The organism is Streptomyces sp. NPDC051578, from assembly GCF_044454045.1.
Taxonomy (GTDB): domain Bacteria; phylum Actinomycetota; class Actinomycetes; order Streptomycetales; family Streptomycetaceae; genus Streptomyces.
On sequence record NZ_JBITDH010000001.1, the window covers coordinates 598,544 to 617,145 of the forward strand.

The window sequence follows — 18,602 nt, forward strand, 5'->3', positions numbered from 1 at the left end:
GGGGGCTGTCAGGGGCCCCCACCGGTCCGGTTCATGGGTGATTTCCGGCCATTACACGTACAGGGTGGCCGTCAACCGCGTGTCGCCGTGCGCGTGGCTCGCCCGGACCTCGTAGCCGCCGCCGATCCGGCGCCAGGAGCCGGCCGTCTCGTCCCAGACCTCGAAGGCCCGGTCCGGCAGGGTGATCTCCGCCTCGACGCTCTCGCCGGGGCCCGCCGCCACCGGGGCGAAGCCCGCCAGCCAGCTCGCCGGGCGCTCCGCGTCGTCGGCGAGCGGCGCCAGGTAGACCTGGACGACCTCCCGGCCCGGCCGGGCGCCCGTGTTGGTGAGCCGTACCCGTGCCACCGAACCGGTGACCTCCAGCGCCTCGTACACCCATTCGGTGTAGCCGAGGCCGTGGCCGAACGGGTAGGCGGGCACCACCCCCTGCGCCTCGTACGCCCGGTGCCCGATGAGGAGCCCCTCGCGGTACTCCAGCCGCCCCTCGGCGGGGACGACCTCGGTGACGGGCGCGTCGGCGAGCGCGGCGGGCCAGGTGGTGGGCAGCCGGCCGCCCGGTTCGGTCGCCCCGAGCAGCACGTCGGCCAGCGCGGCGCCGCCCTCCTGGCCGGGGAACCAGGTCAGCAGCACGGCGGCCACGTCCTCGCGCCAGGGCAGCTCCACGGGGGATCCGGCGTTGACGACGACCACGGTGTTCGGGTTCACGGCGGCGACGGCCCGCACCAGGTCGTCCTGGCGGCCGGGCAGCCTCAGGTCCTTGCGGTCGAAGCCCTCGGACTCGACGCGCTCGGTGGTGGCGACGACGACCACGGCGGTGTCGGCGGCCCGGGCGGCTTCCACGGCCTCCGCGATCAGCTCGTCCGCGTCCCGCCGGGGCCCCAGGTGGAGCAGCGAGAACATGATCGCCTTGAGCGGCAGGGCGCTCACGTCGGGGACCTGGAAGGTCAGGGACACCCCGACGGGCCGCCCCTCGGTCAAGGTGGTTCGGGCGCGTTCGCTGGGGGCACCGAAGAAGGCCTCGAACGGGTCGGCCTCCTCGCTCATCCGCTGGACGCCCTCCCAGAGCGTGCGCCCGTCCACGGCGAGGGAGAAGACGCCGAGCCCCCGGGTGCCGAAGGCGTGCTCACCGCTCTCGCGCGGCACGAACGTGCCGGTGACCTCGATGCTGGCCATCGTCTCGTACGTGACGCCGGCGGGCAGGTCCTCGCCGATCCACTGGACCTGGCCGGACGGCAGGCTGCCTTCGCCGAGGACGGCGCCGGAGGCGTCGCGGCAGATCGCGCGGAGCTCGAAGCCCTGGTCGGCGGGGACGAGTTCCTCACTGGGGTCGGCGCCGACGCCGAACGTCAGCGACCCGGCGGGGAGCGCGGCCCCCAGACCGTCGAGCGGGGAGACGACCCGCTCGGGGAAGACCGTCGCGGAGCCGCCGCCGAGGACGCGGGCGTCGCGGGCGGCGGCGCCGATCAGGGCCACCGTGCGGCCGGGCGAGGTGTCGAGCGGCAGGGCGCGCCGCCCGCCGGACAGGGGCTCGTTGCGGACGAGCACGAAGCCCCGGGCCGCGATCTCCCGGGCCAGCGCCTCGCCGTCGATCGCCGCCGGGGGCTCGGCGACGGCGGCGGGCGCGCCGTCCAGGGCGCCGACGCGGGCGGCGAGGCGCAGGACGTTGCGCACGGCGCCGTCCACCGCCTCCCGGGGGACCTCGCCGGCGCGGACGGCTTCGGCGAGGGCGCTGCCGTAGACGGTGCGGGGGCCGGGCATGGCCACGTCGAGACCGCCGAGCAGGGCGCCGGCGGTGGAGCGGGCGGCCATCCAGTCCGAGACGTTGTACCCGTCGAATCCCCACTCGGCGCGCAGCACGTCGTTGACGAGGTGCCGGTTCTCGGTCATCGACGTGCCGTTGACCTGGTTGTACGCGGTCATGATGCCCCAGGGGCGGGCGTTCTTGACGATGGCCTCGAAGGGCGCGAGGTACAGCTCGCGCAGGGTGCGCTGCGCGATGACGTTGTCGACGGTGAAGCGGTCGGTCTCCGCGTCGTTGCCGACGAAGTGCTTGACGGTGGTGGCGACTCCGCCGTCCTGTACGCCGCTGACGTAGCCGGTGCCGATGGCGCCGGTGAGGTACGGGTCCTCGGAGTAGCACTCGAAGTGCCGCCCGCCCAGCGGGGACCGGTGCAGATTGACCGTGGGGGCGAGGAGTACGTGGACGCCCTTGCGGCGCGCTTCCTGGGCGAGGAGCCGGCCGGCCCGGCGGGCGAGCGCGGGGTCCCAGGAGGCGGCGAGCGCGGTCGGCGAGGGCAGGGCGATGGACGGGTCGTCGGCGGTCCAGCGCACGCCGCGCACGCCGATGGGGCCGTCGGACATGACCAGGGAGGCCAGCCCGATCTCGGGGACGGCGGGCAGCGACCACATGTCCTGGCCGGCCAGGAGACGGGTCTTGGTATCGAGATCCAGCTTGTCGAGCGCGGCCTCTACGGCGTCTTCGCGGGCCTGATCGGCATCGGTCACGGCCGTGCCTCCTCGTCGGTGGGTGCGGTGCGGTGCGGTGCGGTGCGGTGCGGTGCGGTGCGCCCATGGTGGACCCGTTCCCTGTAGAGCGGTAGGTGCTGTTATGTTCTTGTGATATCTACATGCCGTACGGTCCTGCTGGCGGGGGCAGGGTGCGGACGGGAAGGGGTGCCGGGGCGATGGCCAGGACGAGGAGCGAGGAGCGGCGCGGCGAGATCGTGCGCGCCGCGGTCGAGGTGATCGCCGAGCGCGGCTACCGGGGCGCGTCCCTGGGCGCGGTCGCCGAGCGTGTCGGCCTGACCCAGCAGGGGCTGCTGCACTACTTCCCCACCAAGGAGGCATTGCTGGTCGCGGTGCTGGAGGAGCGCGACCGCTGGGACACCGGCGGCGGCTCGCGCGCCTCGGCGGACACCTGGCGGCTCGACCTGCTGGCCTCCCTCGTCGACTACAACGCGATGCGCCCCGGCATCGTGCAGACGTTTTCGGCGCTGCTGGGCGAGAGCGTCACGGACGGCCACCCGGCCCGGGAGTTCTTCACCGACCGCTACGCGCAGGTCCGCGCCGAGATGGCCGCGGTGCTGCGCGCGGAGTTCGGCGACCGCCTGCCCTCCGGTCTCACCCCCGAGGAGGCGGCCCCGCTGCTGACGGCGGTGATGGACGGCCTCCAGTACCAGTGGCTCCTCGCCCCGCAGTCGGTGGACATGCCCGCCGCGTTCCGCTCCTTCGTCACCCTGCTCCGGGGCCCCCAGCCGACCCCTTAGCCCCCGGCCCGGGCGCCGGGCCCGGGCGGCAGCCGCCCGCCCCGCGCCGCGGCAAGCGGGGGGGGTCCACCGGGCCGGGCACGCACGGATCCGCCCCGCCCCCGGGCGGGAACCGTACGCACCGGGGGGCGGAGGCCGCCGGGGGGCCGCTTCGCAGGTCGGGGGCCTCGGCGGGGGCTGGCATGCTGGGGGCGTGAAGATCGCCGCAGCCCAGTTGACCTGTGTACCCGCCGACGTCACGGCCAACGTCGCCGCGGCCGCCGAACTGGCCGCCGCCGCGCGGGAGCAGGGCGCCGGGCTCGTGGTGTTCCCCGAACTCACCCTGACCGGCTACGAACTGGACGCCCTGGCCGCCGACCCGGGCCTGTGGCTGGCGGACGCCGACGACCCCCGGCTGGACCCCCTGCGCTCCGCCGGGATCGCCACCGCCGTGAACGTCGCCCTGCGCACCGCGGGGCCGCTGCCCGCCCTCGCCACCCTGGTCCACGACGCGGACGGCGCGCACGTGACGACGTACGCGAAGCAGCACCTCTACCGCCACGAGCGGGGCGTCTTCGCACCGGGGACCACCGACGGCCGCTTCACCCTCGGCGGGATCCGCTTCAGCCTCGGCGTCTGCTACGACAACCACTTCCCGGACCTGGCCGCCCGGGCCGCGGCGGACGGCTGCCGGGTGCACCTGGCGAGTTCGCTGTACGGGACGGGCGACGGCGTCCGGGAGCGGACCACCATCCACCCGGGCATCGCCGGGGCACACGGCCTGTACGTGGCACTGGCCAACCACGTCGGGCCGGCGGGCCCGTGGACCGGCTGCGGCGGCGCCGCCGTGTGGGCGCCGGACGGCAGCCTCGTGGCCGAGGCGGACGACCGTACGCCGTCCGTGGTGACCGCCGTGATCGAGGTCTGAGCTGCCGTAGCGCGCCCGCCCCTACCAGGACGGCGGCGGGCCGAACCGCCCTGCGGGAGCGGCGCCGGCGTCCTCCGCCCCGGAGTCCCCGGAGTCCCCGGAGTCCTCGGACTCGGCGTCCTCCGACCCGGCGTCGGCGCCCGCCAGGTGCCGGGCCATCAGCGTCGCCCCCGCCACCGCGCCCGGCATCAGGAACACCGCCACCAGCGGCACCAGGAACGCCAGCACCAGCGGCACCCCGAACCCGAGCGCCAGCGCCCGCCTCCCCCGCAGCAGCGCCAACTGGCCGCCCAGGTCCACCCGGCGCCGCTGGAGGGCGACGGAGGTCAGCTCCTGGGTGAGGAAGTAGCCGGACACGCAGAACCCGATCGCCGGGACCACGGTCTGCCCGACCACCGGCACGAACCCGAGAGCGAATAGCAGGACCCCGTAGAGCGCCACCCGCAACAGCAGCCGCACGCTGTCCCGGCCGGAGATCCACAGGTCCTGCCACAGCCCCCGCCCGGACTCCGGCACCTCGCCGCCCTCGGTCCGATCGACCTGCTCGGAGAGGGACTCGTAGAACGGCTGGCCGATCAGCAGGGTCACGGCGGTGAAGGTGATCACGGCCAGGAAGAGCCCGAGGGCGAACACCAGGGCCGTCAGGAAGCCGCGGAACAGCCCGAGCCACGGGGAGGACCAGTCGTCGGCGAAGGGGGTGGCCCAGGCCGTCAGGTCGTCGGCGCCGAACCCGAGCCCGACCAGCGCGCCGGCGTACAGCACCAGCGAGACCAGCCCCGGCAGCAGACCGAAGCCCAGCCAGCGGCCGTTGGCGAAGACCCACCGCTGTCCGGCGAGCAGGTACCGGAAGCCCCCCACAAGATCACCCATGCGGCCCAGTTTACGGGCGAAGGCCGCACCCCCGGGGGAGTGCGGCCTTCGCTTCGGCACCGTGGTGCGGACCGGACGGCCGAACGGCGAGACAACCGGACGGCCGGACAGCCCGTCGGTCAGACGGCCAGCTCGACCGTGATGTTGCCGCGGGTCGCCTTGGAGTACGGGCAGACCTGGTGGGCCTTCTCGACGAGGTCCTTGGCGGTGGCGGCGTCCACGTTCGGGATCACGGCGGAGATCTTGACGATCAGGCCGAAACCGTCGTCGTTCTTGCCGATGCCCACCTCGGCGGTGACGGTGGAGCCGGAGACGTCGGCGTTCTCGTTCCTGGCGACGACCGCGAGGGCGCCCTGGAAGCAGGCGCTGTAGCCGGCGGCGAACAGCTGCTCCGGGTTGGTGCCCTCGCCGCTGCCGCCGAGCTCCTTCGGCGGGTTCACGACGACGTCGAGCTTGCCGTCGTGGGTGGCGACGCGACCGTCACGGCCGTTCTCGGCGGTGGCCACGGCGGTGTACGCGACGTCGGACTGCGTGATGGACATGAAAGTGGATCCTCCATATGAATCGCCGTGACTCGCGCCCACGATCACGACGGTGTGGAGTGAGCCTAACGGGTGAAGGAAACGATCATCTTTCCGGTGTTCTCGCCGCGCAGCATCCCGAGGAAGGCTTCGGCGGCGTTCTCCACGCCCTCGTGGACCGTCTCGTCATAGCGCAGCTCGCCCGAGCGCAGCCAGCCGGCCACGTCCTGGACGAACTGCTGCTGGATCCCGGCGTGGTCGCCGACGAGGACGCCCTGGAGGCGCAGCCGCTTGCCGATGACCTGCACGAGGTTGCGCGGGCCGGGCGCCGGCTCGGTGTCGTTGTACTGGGCGATCGCACCACACAGGGTGGCGCGGCCGTGCACCTTGAGGGAGGAGATCGCGGCTTCCAGGTGGTCGCCGCCGACGTTGTCGAAGTAGACGTCGATCCCCTCGGGCGCGGCGTCCTTGAGCTGCTCGGCCACCGGGGCGTTCTTGTAGTTGAAGGCGGCGTCGAAGCCGTACTTCTCCGTGAGGAGCGTCACCTTCTCGTCCGAGCCGGCCGAGCCGATCACCCGGGACGCGCCCTTGATCTTGGCGAACTGGCCGACGAGGCTGCCGACCGCACCCGCGGCGCCGGAGACGAACACGGCGTCGCCCTCCTTGAAGGAGGCGACCTCGAAGAGACCGGCGTAGGCGGTCAGGCCCGGCATGCCGAGCACGCCCAGGTAGGCCGAGAGCGGGGCGAGGGAGGCGTCGACCTTGGTGGCGTGCTTGGCGTCCAGCTCGGCGTACTCGCGCCAGCCGAGGCCGTGCAGCACGTGGTCGCCGACCGCGATGCCCTCGGCGGCGGAGGCGACGACCTCGCCGACCGCGCCGCCGTCCATCGGCTTGTCCAGCTGGAACGGCGGGACGTAGGACTTCACGTCGTTCATCCGGCCGCGCATGTAGGGGTCGACGGACATGTGGAGGTTGCGCACCAGGATCCGGCCCGGGGCGGGCTCGGCGTTCACCGGTACCTCGCGCAGGGCGAAGTCTTCTGCGACGGGCCAGCCCTGCGGGCGGCGGACGAGGTGCCACTCGCGGCTCACGGCGGGGATCTGGGACATGGGGTGCTCCTGATGCATGAGGGAAAACGGAACCCGGCGGCAAAATGCTTCACTACCTGAAACAACCATGCTCCTGGATATTTCATGTTGTCAAGTAAATGGGTACTCTGGATCCATGCCCAGTCGTCGCACAGACCCACTGACCCTTGAGGTCGTCGAACTCATCGGCGACGTCGTGGCCCGCTACCACCAGGAGTACGAGCACGCGGCCGCCGGCCACCAGCTCACCGGCGCCCAGGCCCGCGTGCTGAACCTGCTGTCCCTGGAACCGATGCCCATGCGCCGGATCGCGCAGAAGCTCAAGTGCGAGCCCTCGAACATCACCGGCATCGTGGACCGGCTGGAGTCCCGCGGCCTGGTCGAGCGCCGGCCGGACCCGGCGGACCGCCGGGTGAAGCTGGCCGCCCCCACCGAGGAGGGGCTGCTGACCGCGGACCGGCTGCGCGAGTCGCTCGACTTCGCCCGCGAACCGCTGGCGGGGCTGTCCGACGCCGAGCGGGGCATGCTGCGGGACCTGCTCAGGCGGATGCTGGGCTGAGCCCCCCGCCCTCAGAAGCAGAAGAGGAACCAGCAGTCGCCCTTGGGCTTCTTCGTCTGGGTGGGCGTGGGGGTGGGGGTGGGCACCGGGGCGGGCGGGGGCGGCTGCGCCGTGCCGGAGGTGCTGGGCGCGGGCTGCCCCGGCCTGGTCGGCTGTACGGATGGCCCGGGCGCGGAGCCGCTGGGCGTCGGCCCCGGCCCCCCGGAGGCGGAGGCGCTCGCCCCGGCGCCCGGCTGCGCGGACCCGCTCGGGGACCCGCTCGGCCCGGCCGACTTCGTGGCGCTCGCGGTGGCCTTCGCACCCCCGGCGCCCTTGCCGGTGCCCGTCGCGCCGGAGTGGGCCCCGCCACGCGGCGCGTCCGGTGCCGGCTCCGGCGTCTCGGGGCCGACCTCGTCGGTCAGCTCCACCTTGCTGGCCCGCCCGCCCCCCTCGTCGTCGCTCGCCATCCGGGCCAGGGCCACCGAACCGCCGGTGGCCAGCAGCAGCCCGAGCCCGACGCTGATCAGGGTCCGGCGGCCACCGCGGGCCGCGCCCCGGCCGCGCGTCCGGGCCCGGCCGTCCACCGGCCCGGACAGCACCACGAGCGACCCGGCGTCGAGGTCGGCGGGCTCGGCGGCGTCCTGGTGCCCCGGGTAGGCGGGATAGGCCGGGTAGGCGGGCCCGCCGGGCCCGGAGCCGGCATCGCCGCCGTACCCGGGATCGGCATTCCCGCCGTACCCGGAGCCGGCATCGCCGCCGTACCCGGGATCGGCATTCCCGCCGTACCCGGAGTCGCCGTACCCGCCGTACCCGGAGTCTCCGTACCCGGCATCCCCGGCGTCGGCGTACCCGGCGTCGCCGTACCCCCCGTGCTGCCCGTACCCGGGCTCGCCGCCGCCCCCGTGTCCCGGCGGGGCGTGGCCGGCTTCCTGCGTGTGGTGGTGGTCCCCCACCGGCGCGAACCCCGGCTGCGCACGGCCGTGCTGCTCATGGCCTGGCGCCGCGCCGGAGACCGGCGGGGCGGGTATGAGGTACTCGGCCGGGGTCCCGCACCCGGCGCACGCGAGCGCGCCGTTGAGGTACCTCTGGCAGGCGGGGCAGTAATTCATAGGGCCCGCAGGCTACGCCGTGGGTGGCAACAGCGGGATCCCGGGAACGTAAGGATCCTGTGTGGAATCGTGTGTTCCATGACCGCGACCCCGCCGGACCCGCACCCGGCCGCCGCCCCGGGGGCCTTCGGCCCGGCCGCCTTCCAACTGGTCCTGCTGCGAAGGATGGCGGACTTCCAGCCCGGCCTCGCCGAGCAGGCGCGGCTGCGCCTGGGCGCCTCGCCCGCCGAGCAGCGTCAGGCGAACAAGCGCTGGCAGGCCATGGTCCGCTCGCCCCGGGCGCGCGGGGCCCTGGCCCGCTACCGCTCGGTGCTCGGACCGCCGGAGTCCACCGCGCACCGGCGGATCGGCGACCTGGAGTGCGAGGCGCTGCTGTGGCCGGTGCCGCTCTGGCCCGACCTGCGTTTCGAGGTGCTGGCCGGTCCCGGCGGGGCGGTGTGGAACGAGTGGCTGGTGCGGGCCCCGGGCGCGCGGGGGCCCGTACTGGAGACGGCGCGGGACCTGTTGCCCTGGTCGGCGACGGTGGACGAGGTGGCGCGGGCCTTCGCTCCGGTCCGCCCGATGGAGGGCACGGCCCCGACGCGGTGGCGGCTGGCCTTCACCGCGTCGGGGGAGCCGCTGGTGGCGGAGTTCACGTACGGCCTCCTCCAGGAGGTCCGCCCGGGGACGGCCTGAGGTCCCGCCGGGGACGGCGCGAGTCCCGCCGGGCAGGGCCTGGGGTTCCGCCGTGCAGGGCGCGAGGTCCCGCCGGGCAGTGCGCGACTCCGGAGCGCGCGTGGTTCAGGACGCGAGGAAGGCCCGTACCCCGGCCGAGGTGGCGTCGTCGCCGAGCAGGTCGTTGTGCTTCAGGCAGCCCACCGCGACATTGGTGGCCCCGGCCAGCGGGACGCTGTCGTCCGGGTTGACCACCTCGTCGCAGTCCGACCAGAAGGTCGCGTACGCGACCGCCCCCGGCGTCTCGTCCCCGGCCGCCAGGTTCCTCACCACGTACGACCCCGGCGTCATGTCCCGGCAGGCCTGGTCCCACAGGGCGCAGGCCCAGGCGGTGGAGGTGCCGTGGTTCGGGCCGGCGAGCGAGACCCAGTGGGCGACGGCCGCCGTACCTCCGCCGTACTTCACGTACCAGCGGCTGACGAGCGAGCCGAAGGAGTGCCCGACGATGTCCACCCTGGCCGCTCCGGTCTGCCGGCGGACCTGGTCGACGTAGGCGCCGAGCTGCCCGGCGAGGACCTCGTTCACCGACCGGTGGGTGCCATAGCCCCAGGAGAAGAGCTCCGCGTCGGCGTACCCGTCGGCGCGCAGGTCCTCGCGCAGCGACCCCCACACTCCCGGGTCGGCGTTGTAACCGTGCACGAAGACCACCGGATTGCGGACGGCCGTCCGGGGTGCCGCCCGGGCCGGTGAGGGCGCGAGGAAGGCGGCGCAGAGGGTCAGGCAGAGCGTCAGGAGGGCCGGCAGTCCCTGGCGGGGCGTCAGCATCGGGTCCCCTTTACCTTGTTACGCGCCGGTAGCGCGGACGGTGCGCGCATCGTGGCGCCTGTCGGTACAGAAGACCACCCCTGTGCAGCACCGCCCGGCACATGCGACCCACCCCGGCCGGAGCATCCCAACAGGCGCATGACCCCAATGACCCGAGAAGATATGAGATGTCCGACCGGCAGCCGCCGGTCATCTTGCGTCAGCGCTCTCGGAGGGATCTGCCGTGACCGTCAGTCTTGAGCAGTTGCGCCGCTGCCACGTCGCTGTCGACCTGGGAGCGGCCAGGACCCGCGTCTACGTGAAGGGCGCCGGCCTGGTCGTCGACGAGCCCAGCGTCGCCGCGGTGAACACCCGTACGGGGGCACTCATCGCCGTCGGCACCTTCGCCGAACGGATGACGGGCCGTACGCCCGACTACATCCGAGTGGTGCGCCCCGTCTCCGGCGGCACCGTCGTCGACATCGAGATGGCGCAGCGGATGCTGCGTCACCTGCTCGGCGAGAAGCTGCGCCGCGCCCTGCGGCGCAAGCCCCGGCTGCGGGCCGCCGCCTGCACCCCGCACGACGCCGACCCGCTCGCGCAGCGGGCGGCGGTCGAGACGCTGGTCGGCCTCGGCGCCCGGCGTGTCGAACTGGTCGACACCCTGATCGCGGCGGCCGTCGGCTGCGGCCTGCCCGTGGAGCAGCCGACCGCGACCATGATCATGGTGTGCGGGGCGGCGGCCACCCAGGTGGCGGTGCTGTCCCTGGGCTCCATCGTCACCGCCGAGCGGATCCCCGTCGGCGGAGAGGCCATCGACCACGCCGTGGTGCAGCACCTGAGGCACGCTCACGAGCTGATGCTCCCCAGCCAGGCCGTCCGGCCGCTCCAGCTGGCGCTGCACGGCAACGGAATCACCGCCGAGGGCCCGGCCTCCACCCTCATCCACGGCCGGGACGTGGCCACGGGGCTGGCCCGCTCCGTGCAAGTGGACACCGCGGCGGTGCGCGACGCGATCCACACCCCGCTGACGGCCGTGCTCGACGGCATCGGCAAGGTGCTGCGGGACTGCCCGCCGGACCTGGTGGCCGACCTGACGGACCGGGGCATCATGATGGTCGGCGGCAGCGCCCTGCTGCCGGGCCTGGACCAGATGCTGCGCGACGCGACGGGGATGCCCGTAGCCATCGCGGAACGCCCCGACGTGTGCGCGGTGATGGGTCTGGGCGCGATGCTGGAAGGAAAGATCGCCCCGATGGTCCTCAACCCCTTGACCGAATGACACCCCGCGCACCCGACGACCCGGAACGCCGGTCCGGCCAGGACTCCGGCGCGGAGGTCCCGGAGAGCCTGCCCGTGCTGCTGGAGGCGGTGCTCGCCGTCGGATCGCAGCTGGAGCTGCGCAGCACCCTCCAGCACCTCGTGGACTCGGCCGCCGACCTGTGCGCGGCACGCTACGCCGCGCTCGGGGTCGTCGACCCCGAGCGCGGCCTGCTGACCGAGCTGTTCACCTCAGGCCTGACGGCCGGCCAGCGGGCCGCGATCCCCCGGCTGCCCGACGGCCGCACCGGCGTGCTCGGCGCGCTCATCAGCGATCCCCGCCCGCTGCTGCTCGACGACCTCACCCTGGATCCCCGTTCGGTCGGCTTCCCGCCCGGGCACCCCCCGATGCGCGGGTTCCTCGGCGTACCCATCCGGGTGCACACGGAGGTCTTCGGGAACCTCTACCTCACGGAGAAGCTCGGCGGCGGCCGCTTCACCGACGAGGACCTGTCCCTGCTGCGCGTCCTGGCCTCCCAGGCCGGGATAGCGATCGGCAACGCCCGCCTCTACGAGACCGCGCGCCGCCGGGAGCGCTGGATCGAGGGCGCCGCCGCGGTGACCACCACCCTGCTGGCGGGCCGCCCGGCCGCCGACGCGTTGATGTGCGTGGCGGACCGGGCACGGCTGCTCGCGGACGCGATGGCGGGGGTGGTGCTCCAGCCCACCCCCGAGGGCGGCATGGAGATCGTCGCCGCCTCGACGCACGGCGACCCCGGGGACCTCGTCGGCACCACCATCGCCCCCGGTTCGCCGGTCCTGGACCAACTCCTCGGCGGGGAGGCCGTCTTCATAGAGGATTCGGCGACCGACCCCCGGATGACCACCCACGTGCGGGAACGGTTCGGCCCGAGCATGATGCTCCCGCTCCAGAGCGGCGGCCGGCTGATCGGCACCCTCGCCCTGCCGCGGGCGCGCGGCGGGCGCCCGTACGACGCCGTGGACCGGCTGCTTGCCTCGCAGTTCGCCTCCCAGGCCGCGCTGGCCCTCGTACTGGCGGACGCCCAGCACGACCGCGAGCAGCTGGCCGTCTACGAGGACCGCGACCGGATCGCGCGCGACCTGCACGACCTGGTGGTCCAGCGGCTGTTCGCGACGGAGATGATGCTGGAGAGCACGAAGAAGCGCTCGGCGTCCGCCCCCACCGGGGACACGGTCGGCACCGAACTCGCGCGGGCCGTGGACGAACTGGACTCCACCATCCAGGAGGTCCGCACCGCGATCTTCGCGCTCCAGCAGCCCCCGACGGACGCCCCCACCACCTTTCGGGGCCGGGTGCTGCGCGAGACGGGCGGCGCGGCCGTGCTGCTGGGCTTCCAGCCGTCGGTGCACTTCGCGGGGGCCGTCGACGCCCTGCTCCCGGACGCGGTGGCGGCCGAGCTGCTCTCCGCGCTGCGGGGCGCCCTGGCCGCGGCCCACCGCCGGGCGGACGTCACCTCGATCGAGGTGGAGGTGGACGCCGTCCCGGGCCGGGTCCGCCTGACGGTCTCCGACGACGGCCGCACGCAGGCGGGCGCCCGGGGCACGACGCTCACCTGGGAGTCACCGCTGTGAGGCCGCCCGGGCGGGACTGCCGGCGGCCCGCAGGGCGATCCTGGTACTGGACTGGGCCACCCCGGCGTCCCGTTTGAGGCGGCGCAACAGCGCGTCGAGCGCGGCGGAGTCGGCGGCGCGGGCCCGTACGAGGTAGTCGTAGGCGCCCGTGACGTGGACGACCTCGGTGATTCCGGGCAGTCGCAGGACGCGCTGTTCGAACTCCTCGTTGGTGACGTCCTGGCGCAGGGTGAGGTCGATGAACACGACGAGCCCGCCGCGCGTGTCGGCGGCCGGGTCGACCACGACGGTGAAGCCGAGGATCACCCCGTCCCGCCGCATCCGGCGGACCCGGTCGGCCGTGGCGTTGGCGCTGAGCCCGACGCGCACGCCGAGGTCGCGGTAGGAGATCCGCGCATCCTCCCGCAGGACTGTGAGGATTTCCCTGTCGAGGCGGTCCATCCCGCGATTATCGCAGTGGCGCCCGTAATGCGCTGCCGTTGCGGGGGCCGTGCGGCAGAGCGTCTGTCCCATGAGTGACCTGAGCGTGAGTGAACTGAGCGATCTGATCGCACCGAGTGCGGCGGGCGCGCTGGTGGCGCCCGCCGTTTCGGGCGCGGTGGCAGGCCTGGGCGTGGCGATGCCGATGGGCGCGATGAGCGTGCTGCTGCTCCAGGAGGCGATGCGCAGCCGCCGTGCGGCGGCGGCCGCGGCCGCGGGCATCGCCGTCGTGGACCTCGGTTACGCGGCGGTGGCCACCGTGTTCGGCCCGTGGGTGGCAGCGCACGTAGGGCCGGTCGAAGCCTGGGTCCGCCTGGCGGCCGCGGCCGTGCTGCTGGCGATCGCCGCCCGGGGCCTGCGCGCCACCCGTGAGCCGGTGCCGGGCGCGCCGGCGCCGCCCGTGACCGCCCCGGTCCCGGGGGGCTCCGGCGGCCGGGCGGGCGCCGCGTTCGCGCGGTACGTCGGCCTGACCGCCGTGAACCCCACCACCGCCCTCTACTTCGCCGCCCTCACCACCGCCCAGGGCGCGAGCCTGCGCAGCGGAGCGGCGGGGGCGGCGTTCCTCACCGGTGTGGGTCTCGCCTCCCTCCTGTGGCAGCAACTGCTCGTCGTCGTCGGCTCCTTGGCCGCCTCCCGGATCTCCGACGCCGTCCGCGTCCGGACGTTCCGCCTCGGCTACGGCCTGGTCGCCGCGTACGCCCTCACGATCGCGTTCCCGCTTCCCTGAACCGCCGCCGCCGTGGACCGCTCCCGTGCCCCATGAACCGGCGCCGCGGACCGGCGCCGCGGAAAGCGCTGAACCGGCGCCGCGGACCGGCGCCGTGCCCGCTCCCGTGGAAAGCGCTGGAACGCGACCGCGGACCGCTCCCGTGAACCGCCCCACACCCGGGGCCACCGCCGCGCGGGCACGCCCTAAGGTGGCCCCGTGACCACGACCCGCCTGTCGGCCCGCGCGGCCATCGCCTGCCTCGCCGACCCCGGCAGCTTCGCCGAACTCGAAGTCCCGGAGCGGGAGTCGGCCCCCGACGGCCCCCTGGGCTGGGCCGGCTACGACGGGTCCCGCGCCAGGGCGGCCGCCACCACCGGAGAGCGGGAGTCCGTCGTGGCCGGCTCCGCCCGGATCGGCGGTCACGAAGCCATCCTGATCTCCTTCGAGTTCGGCTTCCTCGGGGGTTCGCTGGGCCGGGGCACCGGGGACCGTCTGGAAGCCGCCTACCGGTACGCGCGCGAGCACCGGCTCCCCCTGGTCTCCCTCATCGCGACCGGCGGGTCCCGGATGCAGGAGGGGATGCTCGCGCTGACCCAGCTCCAGCGGGTGGCCGCCCAGTCCGCCCAGACCAGGGCCGCCGGGCTCCCGCAGATCGCCGTCCTGCGCGACCCCACCACCGGCGGTGGCTGGGCCACCCTCGGGGCGGGCGCCGATGTCGTGCTCGCCGTCCCGGGGGCGCAGGTCGGCTTCGCCGGGTCCCGGGTGCGGCCGCCGGACGCGGACCCCGCGGCCTACACCGCCGAGGGGCAGTACGCCGCCGGGCACGTCGACGCCGTCGTGCCCGTCCCGGAGCTCGCCCGGACCGTGACGGACTGGCTCCGCCTGCTGGCCGCGCCGCGCTCGGCCGAACCGGTCGCACCCCCGGCCGCGCTGGCCGACGTGGCGCCGCCCGCGACCGGGTGGGACGCCGTCCGGCAGGCCCGACACCCGGACCGCCCGCGCGCCGGGGCGTACCTGGACGCGTACTTCGGGCTCCGGCTGCCGCTGCACGGTGACCGGGCGGGCGGCACCGATCCCGGGATGCTGTGCGGGTTCGGGCTGCGGGACGGCGGGGCGGTGGCGTACGTGGCCCAGTGCGGCACCGCCACCCTCCCGGCGGGCTACCGTACGGCGGCGCGCGTGATCCGCCTCGCGGACCGGCTCGGCATCCCGGTGCTCACCCTGGTCGACACCCCGGGCGCGGCCAACGACGCCGCCGCCGAGCGGGCCGGGGCGGGGGCCGCCATCGCGGACGCCTTCGCGGCGGTGGCGGCGGCCACCGTCCCCGTGACCACGCTCCTGATCGGCGAGGGCGGCTCGGGCGGCGCCCTCGCGCTGGCCGCGCCGGGGAACACCTGGGTCACCCCGGACAGCTACTTCTCGGTCATCGCCCCCGAACTGGCGGCGGCCATCCTCAAGCGCCCCGCCGAACAGGCCCCCGCCACGGCGGACCAGCTCCGCATCCGCCCCCACGACCTGGTCGCCCTCGGCGTCGCCCGGGGCGTCGTCGCCCCCGGGGCGGGCGCGTGAGCGACGACTCCCGGGGGGCGGGCCCGTACGGCTTCCGGTAGTGCCCGCCGGATCCCCCGGCGGCGCCCTTCCCAGGAGCCGTCCTTGTCCCGCACCGCCCACCACATCCGCTCCCGCCGCCGCACCGACCACATGGCGGCGGTGCTCGACGTGCTCGTCCACGACCTCCGCTACAGCGCACGCTGCCACGCCGAGGCGGTCCGCGGCCGCCGTCGTCCCCGGCCGCAGGCGACGCGCAGCCACGCCGTCATCCGGCGCCTCCCGCGCCGCCTGCGCGACGGTTCCGTGTCCGCCTGGGCGGCGATCGAGGAACGCCGCGCCCGGCAGCGGCTGCGGGCGGACGTCCACCTGCTGCTGCGGCTCACCGACCGAGGCCGGGGCCGGCCGCTCGATCCGTCCGGTGCCGGAAAGGCGGAGATCCGGCCCGCCCGCCACCGCCGCAGCGCGCTCTGGCTCGCCTGAACGCGCCGAACCTGGCGTACCGCCCGGGACCGGGCCTGCGGCGAGCGCGCGTACCGCCCGGGATCAGGCCTGCGGCGAGCGCGCGTCGTAGCGGGCGAACCCGCGCCAGCGGGCCGCCAGCAGGCCCACCACCAGTACGCACCCCAGGCCCCCGCCGGTGATCGCTACGGCCGGGGAGCTGAGGTCGGCGGCGGTCCCGGCGAGGAAGTCCCCGAGCCTGGGCCCGCCCGCCACGACCACGATGAAGACGCCCTGGAGCCGGCCCCGCATCTCGTCGGGGGTCGCGGCCTGCATCATCGTCGAGCGGAACACCATGGAGATGGTGTCGGCGCATCCGGCGAGCGCGAGGAAGAGCAGCCCGAGCCACAGGTTCCGGGTCAGTCCGAAGACGGCGATCGCCAGCCCCCACGCGGCGACGGACAGCAGGATCGCCAGCCCGTGCCGCCGGATCCGCCCCTGCCAGCCGGAGAACAGCCCGCCGAGGAGCGCCCCGACGGCGGGCGCGGCGACCAGCAGGCCGACGGTCTTGGCGTCGCCGCCGTACCAGAGCACGGCGATCGCCGGGAACAGCGCCTTCGGCTGGGCCAGCACCATGGCGGCCATGTCGGAGAAGAAGGTCATCCGGATGTTGGGCCGCGTCCCGAGGAACCGCAGGCCGTCCATCACCGAGGCGCGGCCCCGCTTGCCCTCGCCCCGCTCGGGCGCCATCGACGGCAGCCGCCACATCGCGTAGAGCGCGGCGACGAAGGTGACGGCGTCGATCAGATAGGCGGCCTGGTAGCCCCACCACCCGACGGCGAGACCGCCCAGCATCGGCCCGGCCATCATCCCGGAGGTCATGGTGACGGAGTTCAGCGCGTTGGCAGCGGGCAGCTGCTCGGCCGGCAGCAGCCGGGGGATCATGGCGGAGCGGGCCGGTCCGTTGAGCGCGCCGCAGACCGCCTGGAGCGCGACGACCGTGTACAGCAGCCAGACCCGGTGGTAGTCGAGCAGCGCGGCGACGGCCAGACCGGTCGACAGCACGGTGAGGCCGAGGGAGCTGTGGAGGCCGAGCTTGCGCCGGTCCACGGTGTCGGCGATCGCGCCGCCGTAGAGGCCGAAGGCGAGGAGCGGGACGAGGGAGAAGAGTCCGACGAGCCCGACGGAGAAGCTGGACCCGGTGATCTCGTAGACCTGGAGCGAGATCGCGAGGGTGGTCATCGCCTGGCCGACCCAGGAGACGGTGCTGCCCACCCACAGCCTCCGGTAGTGCGGGGAGGTGCGCAGGGGAGTCAGGTCGGCGAATATGCGCCGCCGGGGCCGGGTCGGGGTCGTCGTAGCAGTCACAGCGGATGATAACCGCCGCCCGGTCGAGGACCGCCGGACCGGGACACCTGGCCACACGCCCGCAACAGCGGCCCCCGGGGCCCCGCGCACCCCGGCCCTCGTCCGTCCTTGCCGCTAACCCGCCACGGCCACCGGACATTTGACCGAATCGGCGTAGCCGCCACCCCTCCGGCTCGGCTCATGATGAAAAGACTCGTATGTCCAGGGAGGCGTAGTGATCGAACCTGGCAACAGCACCACGAGCACCAGTGAGGCGGAAGTCGGACTGCGCGCCTTGAACGGTGGCACCGCCCCCCTCACGGTCGGGGTCGAGGAGGAGTTCCTCCTCGTCGACGCCCGCACCTTCCGAGTGGTCCCGGCCGCCCCGCTCATCCTCGCCACCGCCGGCGGGCACGCCCACCAGCTGCACGCGGAGGGCACCCGCTACCAGGTGGAGCTCTCCACCCCGGTCGCCGACTCGGCGGTGACCCTCCGCGAGGAGCTCGCGGCCCTGCGGCGCACCCTCGCCGCCGCCGCCCGCGCGCACGGCTGCCGGCTGGTGGCGGCGCCCTCGCCGATCGTGGCCGTACAGGGGCCGCTGCACCTGACCGACGACGAGCCGCGCCAGCGCGAGCAGCACCGGCGCTTCGGCTCGCTGACCGAGACGCTGGTCAGCTGCGGGCGCCACATCCACATCGGCACGCTCGACGTGGACACGGCGGTGGCCGTGTCGAACCGGGTGAGACCGTGGCTGCCGACGCTGATCGCGCTGGCCGCCAACTCGCCGTTCTGGGGCGGCCGTGACACCGGCCACTCCAGCTGGCGGGCGATGGCCTGGTCCGGCTGGCCCTCCGCGGGACTGCCCCCGCACTTCCCGTCCACGGCCCACTTCCGGCGTTCGGTGCAGACCCTGCTGCGCTCGGGGGCCGCGCTGGACACCAAGATGGTCTACTGGGACCTCCGCCCGTCCGGGAACTGGCCGACGTTGGAGATCCGGGCGCCCGACATGTCCTCGGACATCGACTCGGCCGTCCTCCAGGCGGAACTGGGCCGCGCCCTGGTCGCCACCGCCCTGCACGAGATCGCCGAACAGCGCCCCGATCCGCCCGTGCGCGACGAGGTGCTGCGCCTGGCCCGCTGGCGGGCGGCCCACGACGGCCTGGAGGGCTTCGGCCTCGACCCGTACACGGGCGTCGAACTCCCGGCGGCCGACCTGGCGGAGGCCCTGCTCGACCTCGTCGCCCCCGAACTCGCCGCGTACGGGGACCTCGACCACGCGGCCAAGACGATGGCCCGCCTGCTCCGCGACGGCTCGGGCGCCCACCGTCAACGCCGCGCCTACGCCCACCACCGGGACCTCCTGGACGTGCTGCGCCAGGCGGCGGACGAAACGGAGGACTTCTAGATCGCTCCCGTACGGCCGCAGGCTGACCCTCGCCTGCGGCC

The 18,602-nt window shown here is 74.6% G+C and carries 18 protein-coding genes; 10 read left to right on the top strand and 8 right to left on the bottom strand.

The features are described 5' to 3' along the window. Positions 1-51: 51 nt before the first annotated feature. Positions 52-2,505 carry a beta-glucosidase gene (locus ACIA6C_RS02745; protein ID WP_399272418.1) on the bottom strand — a complete coding sequence of 818 codons (2,454 nt, stop codon included), beginning with the start codon at positions 2,503-2,505 and terminating at the stop codon, positions 52-54. Positions 2,506-2,684: 179 nt separating this feature from the next. Between ACIA6C_RS02745 and ACIA6C_RS02750 the strand changes: the two genes are divergently transcribed. Then, complete coding sequence (locus ACIA6C_RS02750) at positions 2,685-3,266, top strand: TetR/AcrR family transcriptional regulator (protein WP_361136517.1); 582 nt, start codon at positions 2,685-2,687, stop codon at positions 3,264-3,266. A gap of 193 nt (positions 3,267-3,459) precedes the next feature. Beyond that, positions 3,460-4,173, top strand: a complete 714-nt coding sequence (locus tag ACIA6C_RS02755) for a carbon-nitrogen hydrolase family protein (RefSeq protein WP_399272421.1) — start codon at positions 3,460-3,462, stop codon at positions 4,171-4,173. Between the two features lie 21 nt (positions 4,174-4,194). Here the strand turns inward: ACIA6C_RS02755 and ACIA6C_RS02760 are convergent, their stop codons facing one another. From ACIA6C_RS02760 to ACIA6C_RS02770, 3 genes are all read right to left on the bottom strand, one after another. Beyond that, complete coding sequence (locus ACIA6C_RS02760; protein ID WP_399272423.1) at positions 4,195-5,043, bottom strand: EI24 domain-containing protein; 849 nt, start codon at positions 5,041-5,043, stop codon at positions 4,195-4,197. Positions 5,044-5,162: 119 nt separating this feature from the next. Then, entirely contained in the window at positions 5,163-5,585 is a 423-nt protein-coding gene (locus ACIA6C_RS02765) for an organic hydroperoxide resistance protein (RefSeq protein WP_361136523.1), read from the bottom strand. 65 nt (positions 5,586-5,650) lie between these two features. Beyond that, positions 5,651-6,673 carry an NADP-dependent oxidoreductase gene (locus ACIA6C_RS02770; protein WP_361136525.1) on the bottom strand — a complete coding sequence of 341 codons (1,023 nt, stop codon included), beginning with the start codon at positions 6,671-6,673 and terminating at the stop codon, positions 5,651-5,653. Between the two features lie 115 nt (positions 6,674-6,788). On the opposite strand from ACIA6C_RS02770, the gene ACIA6C_RS02775 reads away from it, so the two are divergent. Continuing rightward, complete coding sequence (locus ACIA6C_RS02775) at positions 6,789-7,211, top strand: MarR family transcriptional regulator (RefSeq protein WP_361136527.1); 423 nt, start codon at positions 6,789-6,791, stop codon at positions 7,209-7,211. Positions 7,212-7,222: 11 nt separating this feature from the next. Here the strand turns inward: ACIA6C_RS02775 and ACIA6C_RS02780 are convergent, their stop codons facing one another. Beyond that, positions 7,223-8,299 (bottom strand): hypothetical protein, encoded by a 1,077-nt coding sequence (locus ACIA6C_RS02780; protein ID WP_399272426.1) that lies wholly within the window; start codon positions 8,297-8,299, stop codon positions 7,223-7,225. A 78-nt stretch (positions 8,300-8,377) separates the two neighbouring features. Between ACIA6C_RS02780 and ACIA6C_RS02785 the strand changes: the two genes are divergently transcribed. Then, positions 8,378-8,974, top strand: coding sequence for a hypothetical protein (locus ACIA6C_RS02785; protein ID WP_399272428.1), 597 nt, complete (start codon positions 8,378-8,380; stop codon positions 8,972-8,974). 105 nt (positions 8,975-9,079) lie between these two features. Here ACIA6C_RS02785 and ACIA6C_RS02790 read toward each other — a convergent pair whose 3' ends face one another. Continuing rightward, entirely contained in the window at positions 9,080-9,778 is a 699-nt protein-coding gene (locus ACIA6C_RS02790; protein ID WP_399272430.1) for an esterase/lipase family protein, read from the bottom strand. A 223-nt stretch (positions 9,779-10,001) separates the two neighbouring features. Between ACIA6C_RS02790 and ACIA6C_RS02795 the strand changes: the two genes are divergently transcribed. Continuing rightward, positions 10,002-11,039 carry a rod shape-determining protein gene (locus ACIA6C_RS02795; protein ID WP_329194997.1) on the top strand — a complete coding sequence of 346 codons (1,038 nt, stop codon included), beginning with the start codon at positions 10,002-10,004 and terminating at the stop codon, positions 11,037-11,039. Beyond that, positions 11,036-12,631: a GAF domain-containing protein gene (locus ACIA6C_RS02800; RefSeq protein WP_399272432.1), complete on the top strand. Its 1,596-nt coding sequence runs from the start codon at positions 11,036-11,038 to the stop codon at positions 12,629-12,631. Before ACIA6C_RS02795 ends, ACIA6C_RS02800 begins: the two co-directional genes overlap by 4 nt. Here ACIA6C_RS02800 and ACIA6C_RS02805 read toward each other — a convergent pair. After that, positions 12,620-13,072, bottom strand: coding sequence for an Lrp/AsnC family transcriptional regulator (locus ACIA6C_RS02805; protein WP_366082556.1), 453 nt, complete (start codon positions 13,070-13,072; stop codon positions 12,620-12,622). The two genes, ACIA6C_RS02800 and ACIA6C_RS02805, sit on opposite strands and share 12 nt — an antisense overlap. Positions 13,073-13,142: 70 nt before the next feature. Here ACIA6C_RS02805 and ACIA6C_RS02810 point away from each other — a divergent pair, with 70 nt between their 5' ends. From ACIA6C_RS02810 to ACIA6C_RS02820, 3 genes are all read left to right on the top strand, one after another. After that, the gene (locus tag ACIA6C_RS02810; RefSeq protein WP_399272434.1) at positions 13,143-13,838 is read left to right on the top strand and encodes a LysE family transporter; all 696 of its coding nucleotides are present in this window, start codon (positions 13,143-13,145) and stop codon (positions 13,836-13,838) included. A 198-nt stretch (positions 13,839-14,036) separates the two neighbouring features. After that, the gene (locus ACIA6C_RS02815) at positions 14,037-15,389 is read left to right on the top strand and encodes a carboxyl transferase domain-containing protein (protein WP_399272436.1); all 1,353 of its coding nucleotides are present in this window, start codon (positions 14,037-14,039) and stop codon (positions 15,387-15,389) included. A gap of 84 nt (positions 15,390-15,473) precedes the next feature. After that, positions 15,474-15,851, top strand: a complete 378-nt coding sequence (locus ACIA6C_RS02820) for a hypothetical protein (RefSeq protein WP_399272438.1) — start codon at positions 15,474-15,476, stop codon at positions 15,849-15,851. Between the two features lie 63 nt (positions 15,852-15,914). On the opposite strand, the gene ACIA6C_RS02825 is transcribed toward ACIA6C_RS02820, so the two are convergent. Further along, complete coding sequence (locus ACIA6C_RS02825; RefSeq protein ID WP_366082552.1) at positions 15,915-17,177, bottom strand: MFS transporter; 1,263 nt, start codon at positions 17,175-17,177, stop codon at positions 15,915-15,917. A gap of 214 nt (positions 17,178-17,391) precedes the next feature. Here ACIA6C_RS02825 and ACIA6C_RS02830 point away from each other — a divergent pair, with 214 nt between their 5' ends. Next, positions 17,392-18,561, top strand: coding sequence for a glutamate--cysteine ligase (locus ACIA6C_RS02830; RefSeq protein ID WP_399272440.1), 1,170 nt, complete (start codon positions 17,392-17,394; stop codon positions 18,559-18,561). Positions 18,562-18,602: the final 41 nt, after the last annotated feature.

Excerpts from the sequence above, each read along its gene's own strand:
- ACIA6C_RS02750 (WP_361136517.1), top strand. The coding sequence starts at position 2,685 with ATGGCCAGGACGAGGAGCGAGGAGCGGCGCGGCGAGATCGTGCGCGCC.
- ACIA6C_RS02760 (WP_399272423.1), bottom strand. The coding sequence starts at position 5,043 with ATGGGTGATCTTGTGGGGGGCTTCCGGTACCTGCTCGCCGGACAGCGG.
- ACIA6C_RS02765 (WP_361136523.1), bottom strand. The coding sequence starts at position 5,585 with ATGTCCATCACGCAGTCCGACGTCGCGTACACCGCCGTGGCCACCGCC.
- ACIA6C_RS02770 (WP_361136525.1), bottom strand. The coding sequence starts at position 6,673 with ATGTCCCAGATCCCCGCCGTGAGCCGCGAGTGGCACCTCGTCCGCCGC.
- ACIA6C_RS02775 (WP_361136527.1), top strand. The coding sequence starts at position 6,789 with ATGCCCAGTCGTCGCACAGACCCACTGACCCTTGAGGTCGTCGAACTC.
- ACIA6C_RS02780 (WP_399272426.1), bottom strand. The coding sequence starts at position 8,299 with ATGAATTACTGCCCCGCCTGCCAGAGGTACCTCAACGGCGCGCTCGCG.
- ACIA6C_RS02785 (WP_399272428.1), top strand. The coding sequence starts at position 8,378 with ATGACCGCGACCCCGCCGGACCCGCACCCGGCCGCCGCCCCGGGGGCC.
- ACIA6C_RS02790 (WP_399272430.1), bottom strand. The coding sequence starts at position 9,778 with ATGCTGACGCCCCGCCAGGGACTGCCGGCCCTCCTGACGCTCTGCCTG.
- ACIA6C_RS02800 (WP_399272432.1), top strand. The coding sequence starts at position 11,036 with ATGACACCCCGCGCACCCGACGACCCGGAACGCCGGTCCGGCCAGGAC.
- ACIA6C_RS02805 (WP_366082556.1), bottom strand. The coding sequence starts at position 13,072 with ATGGACCGCCTCGACAGGGAAATCCTCACAGTCCTGCGGGAGGATGCG.
- ACIA6C_RS02810 (WP_399272434.1), top strand. The coding sequence starts at position 13,143 with ATGAGTGACCTGAGCGTGAGTGAACTGAGCGATCTGATCGCACCGAGT.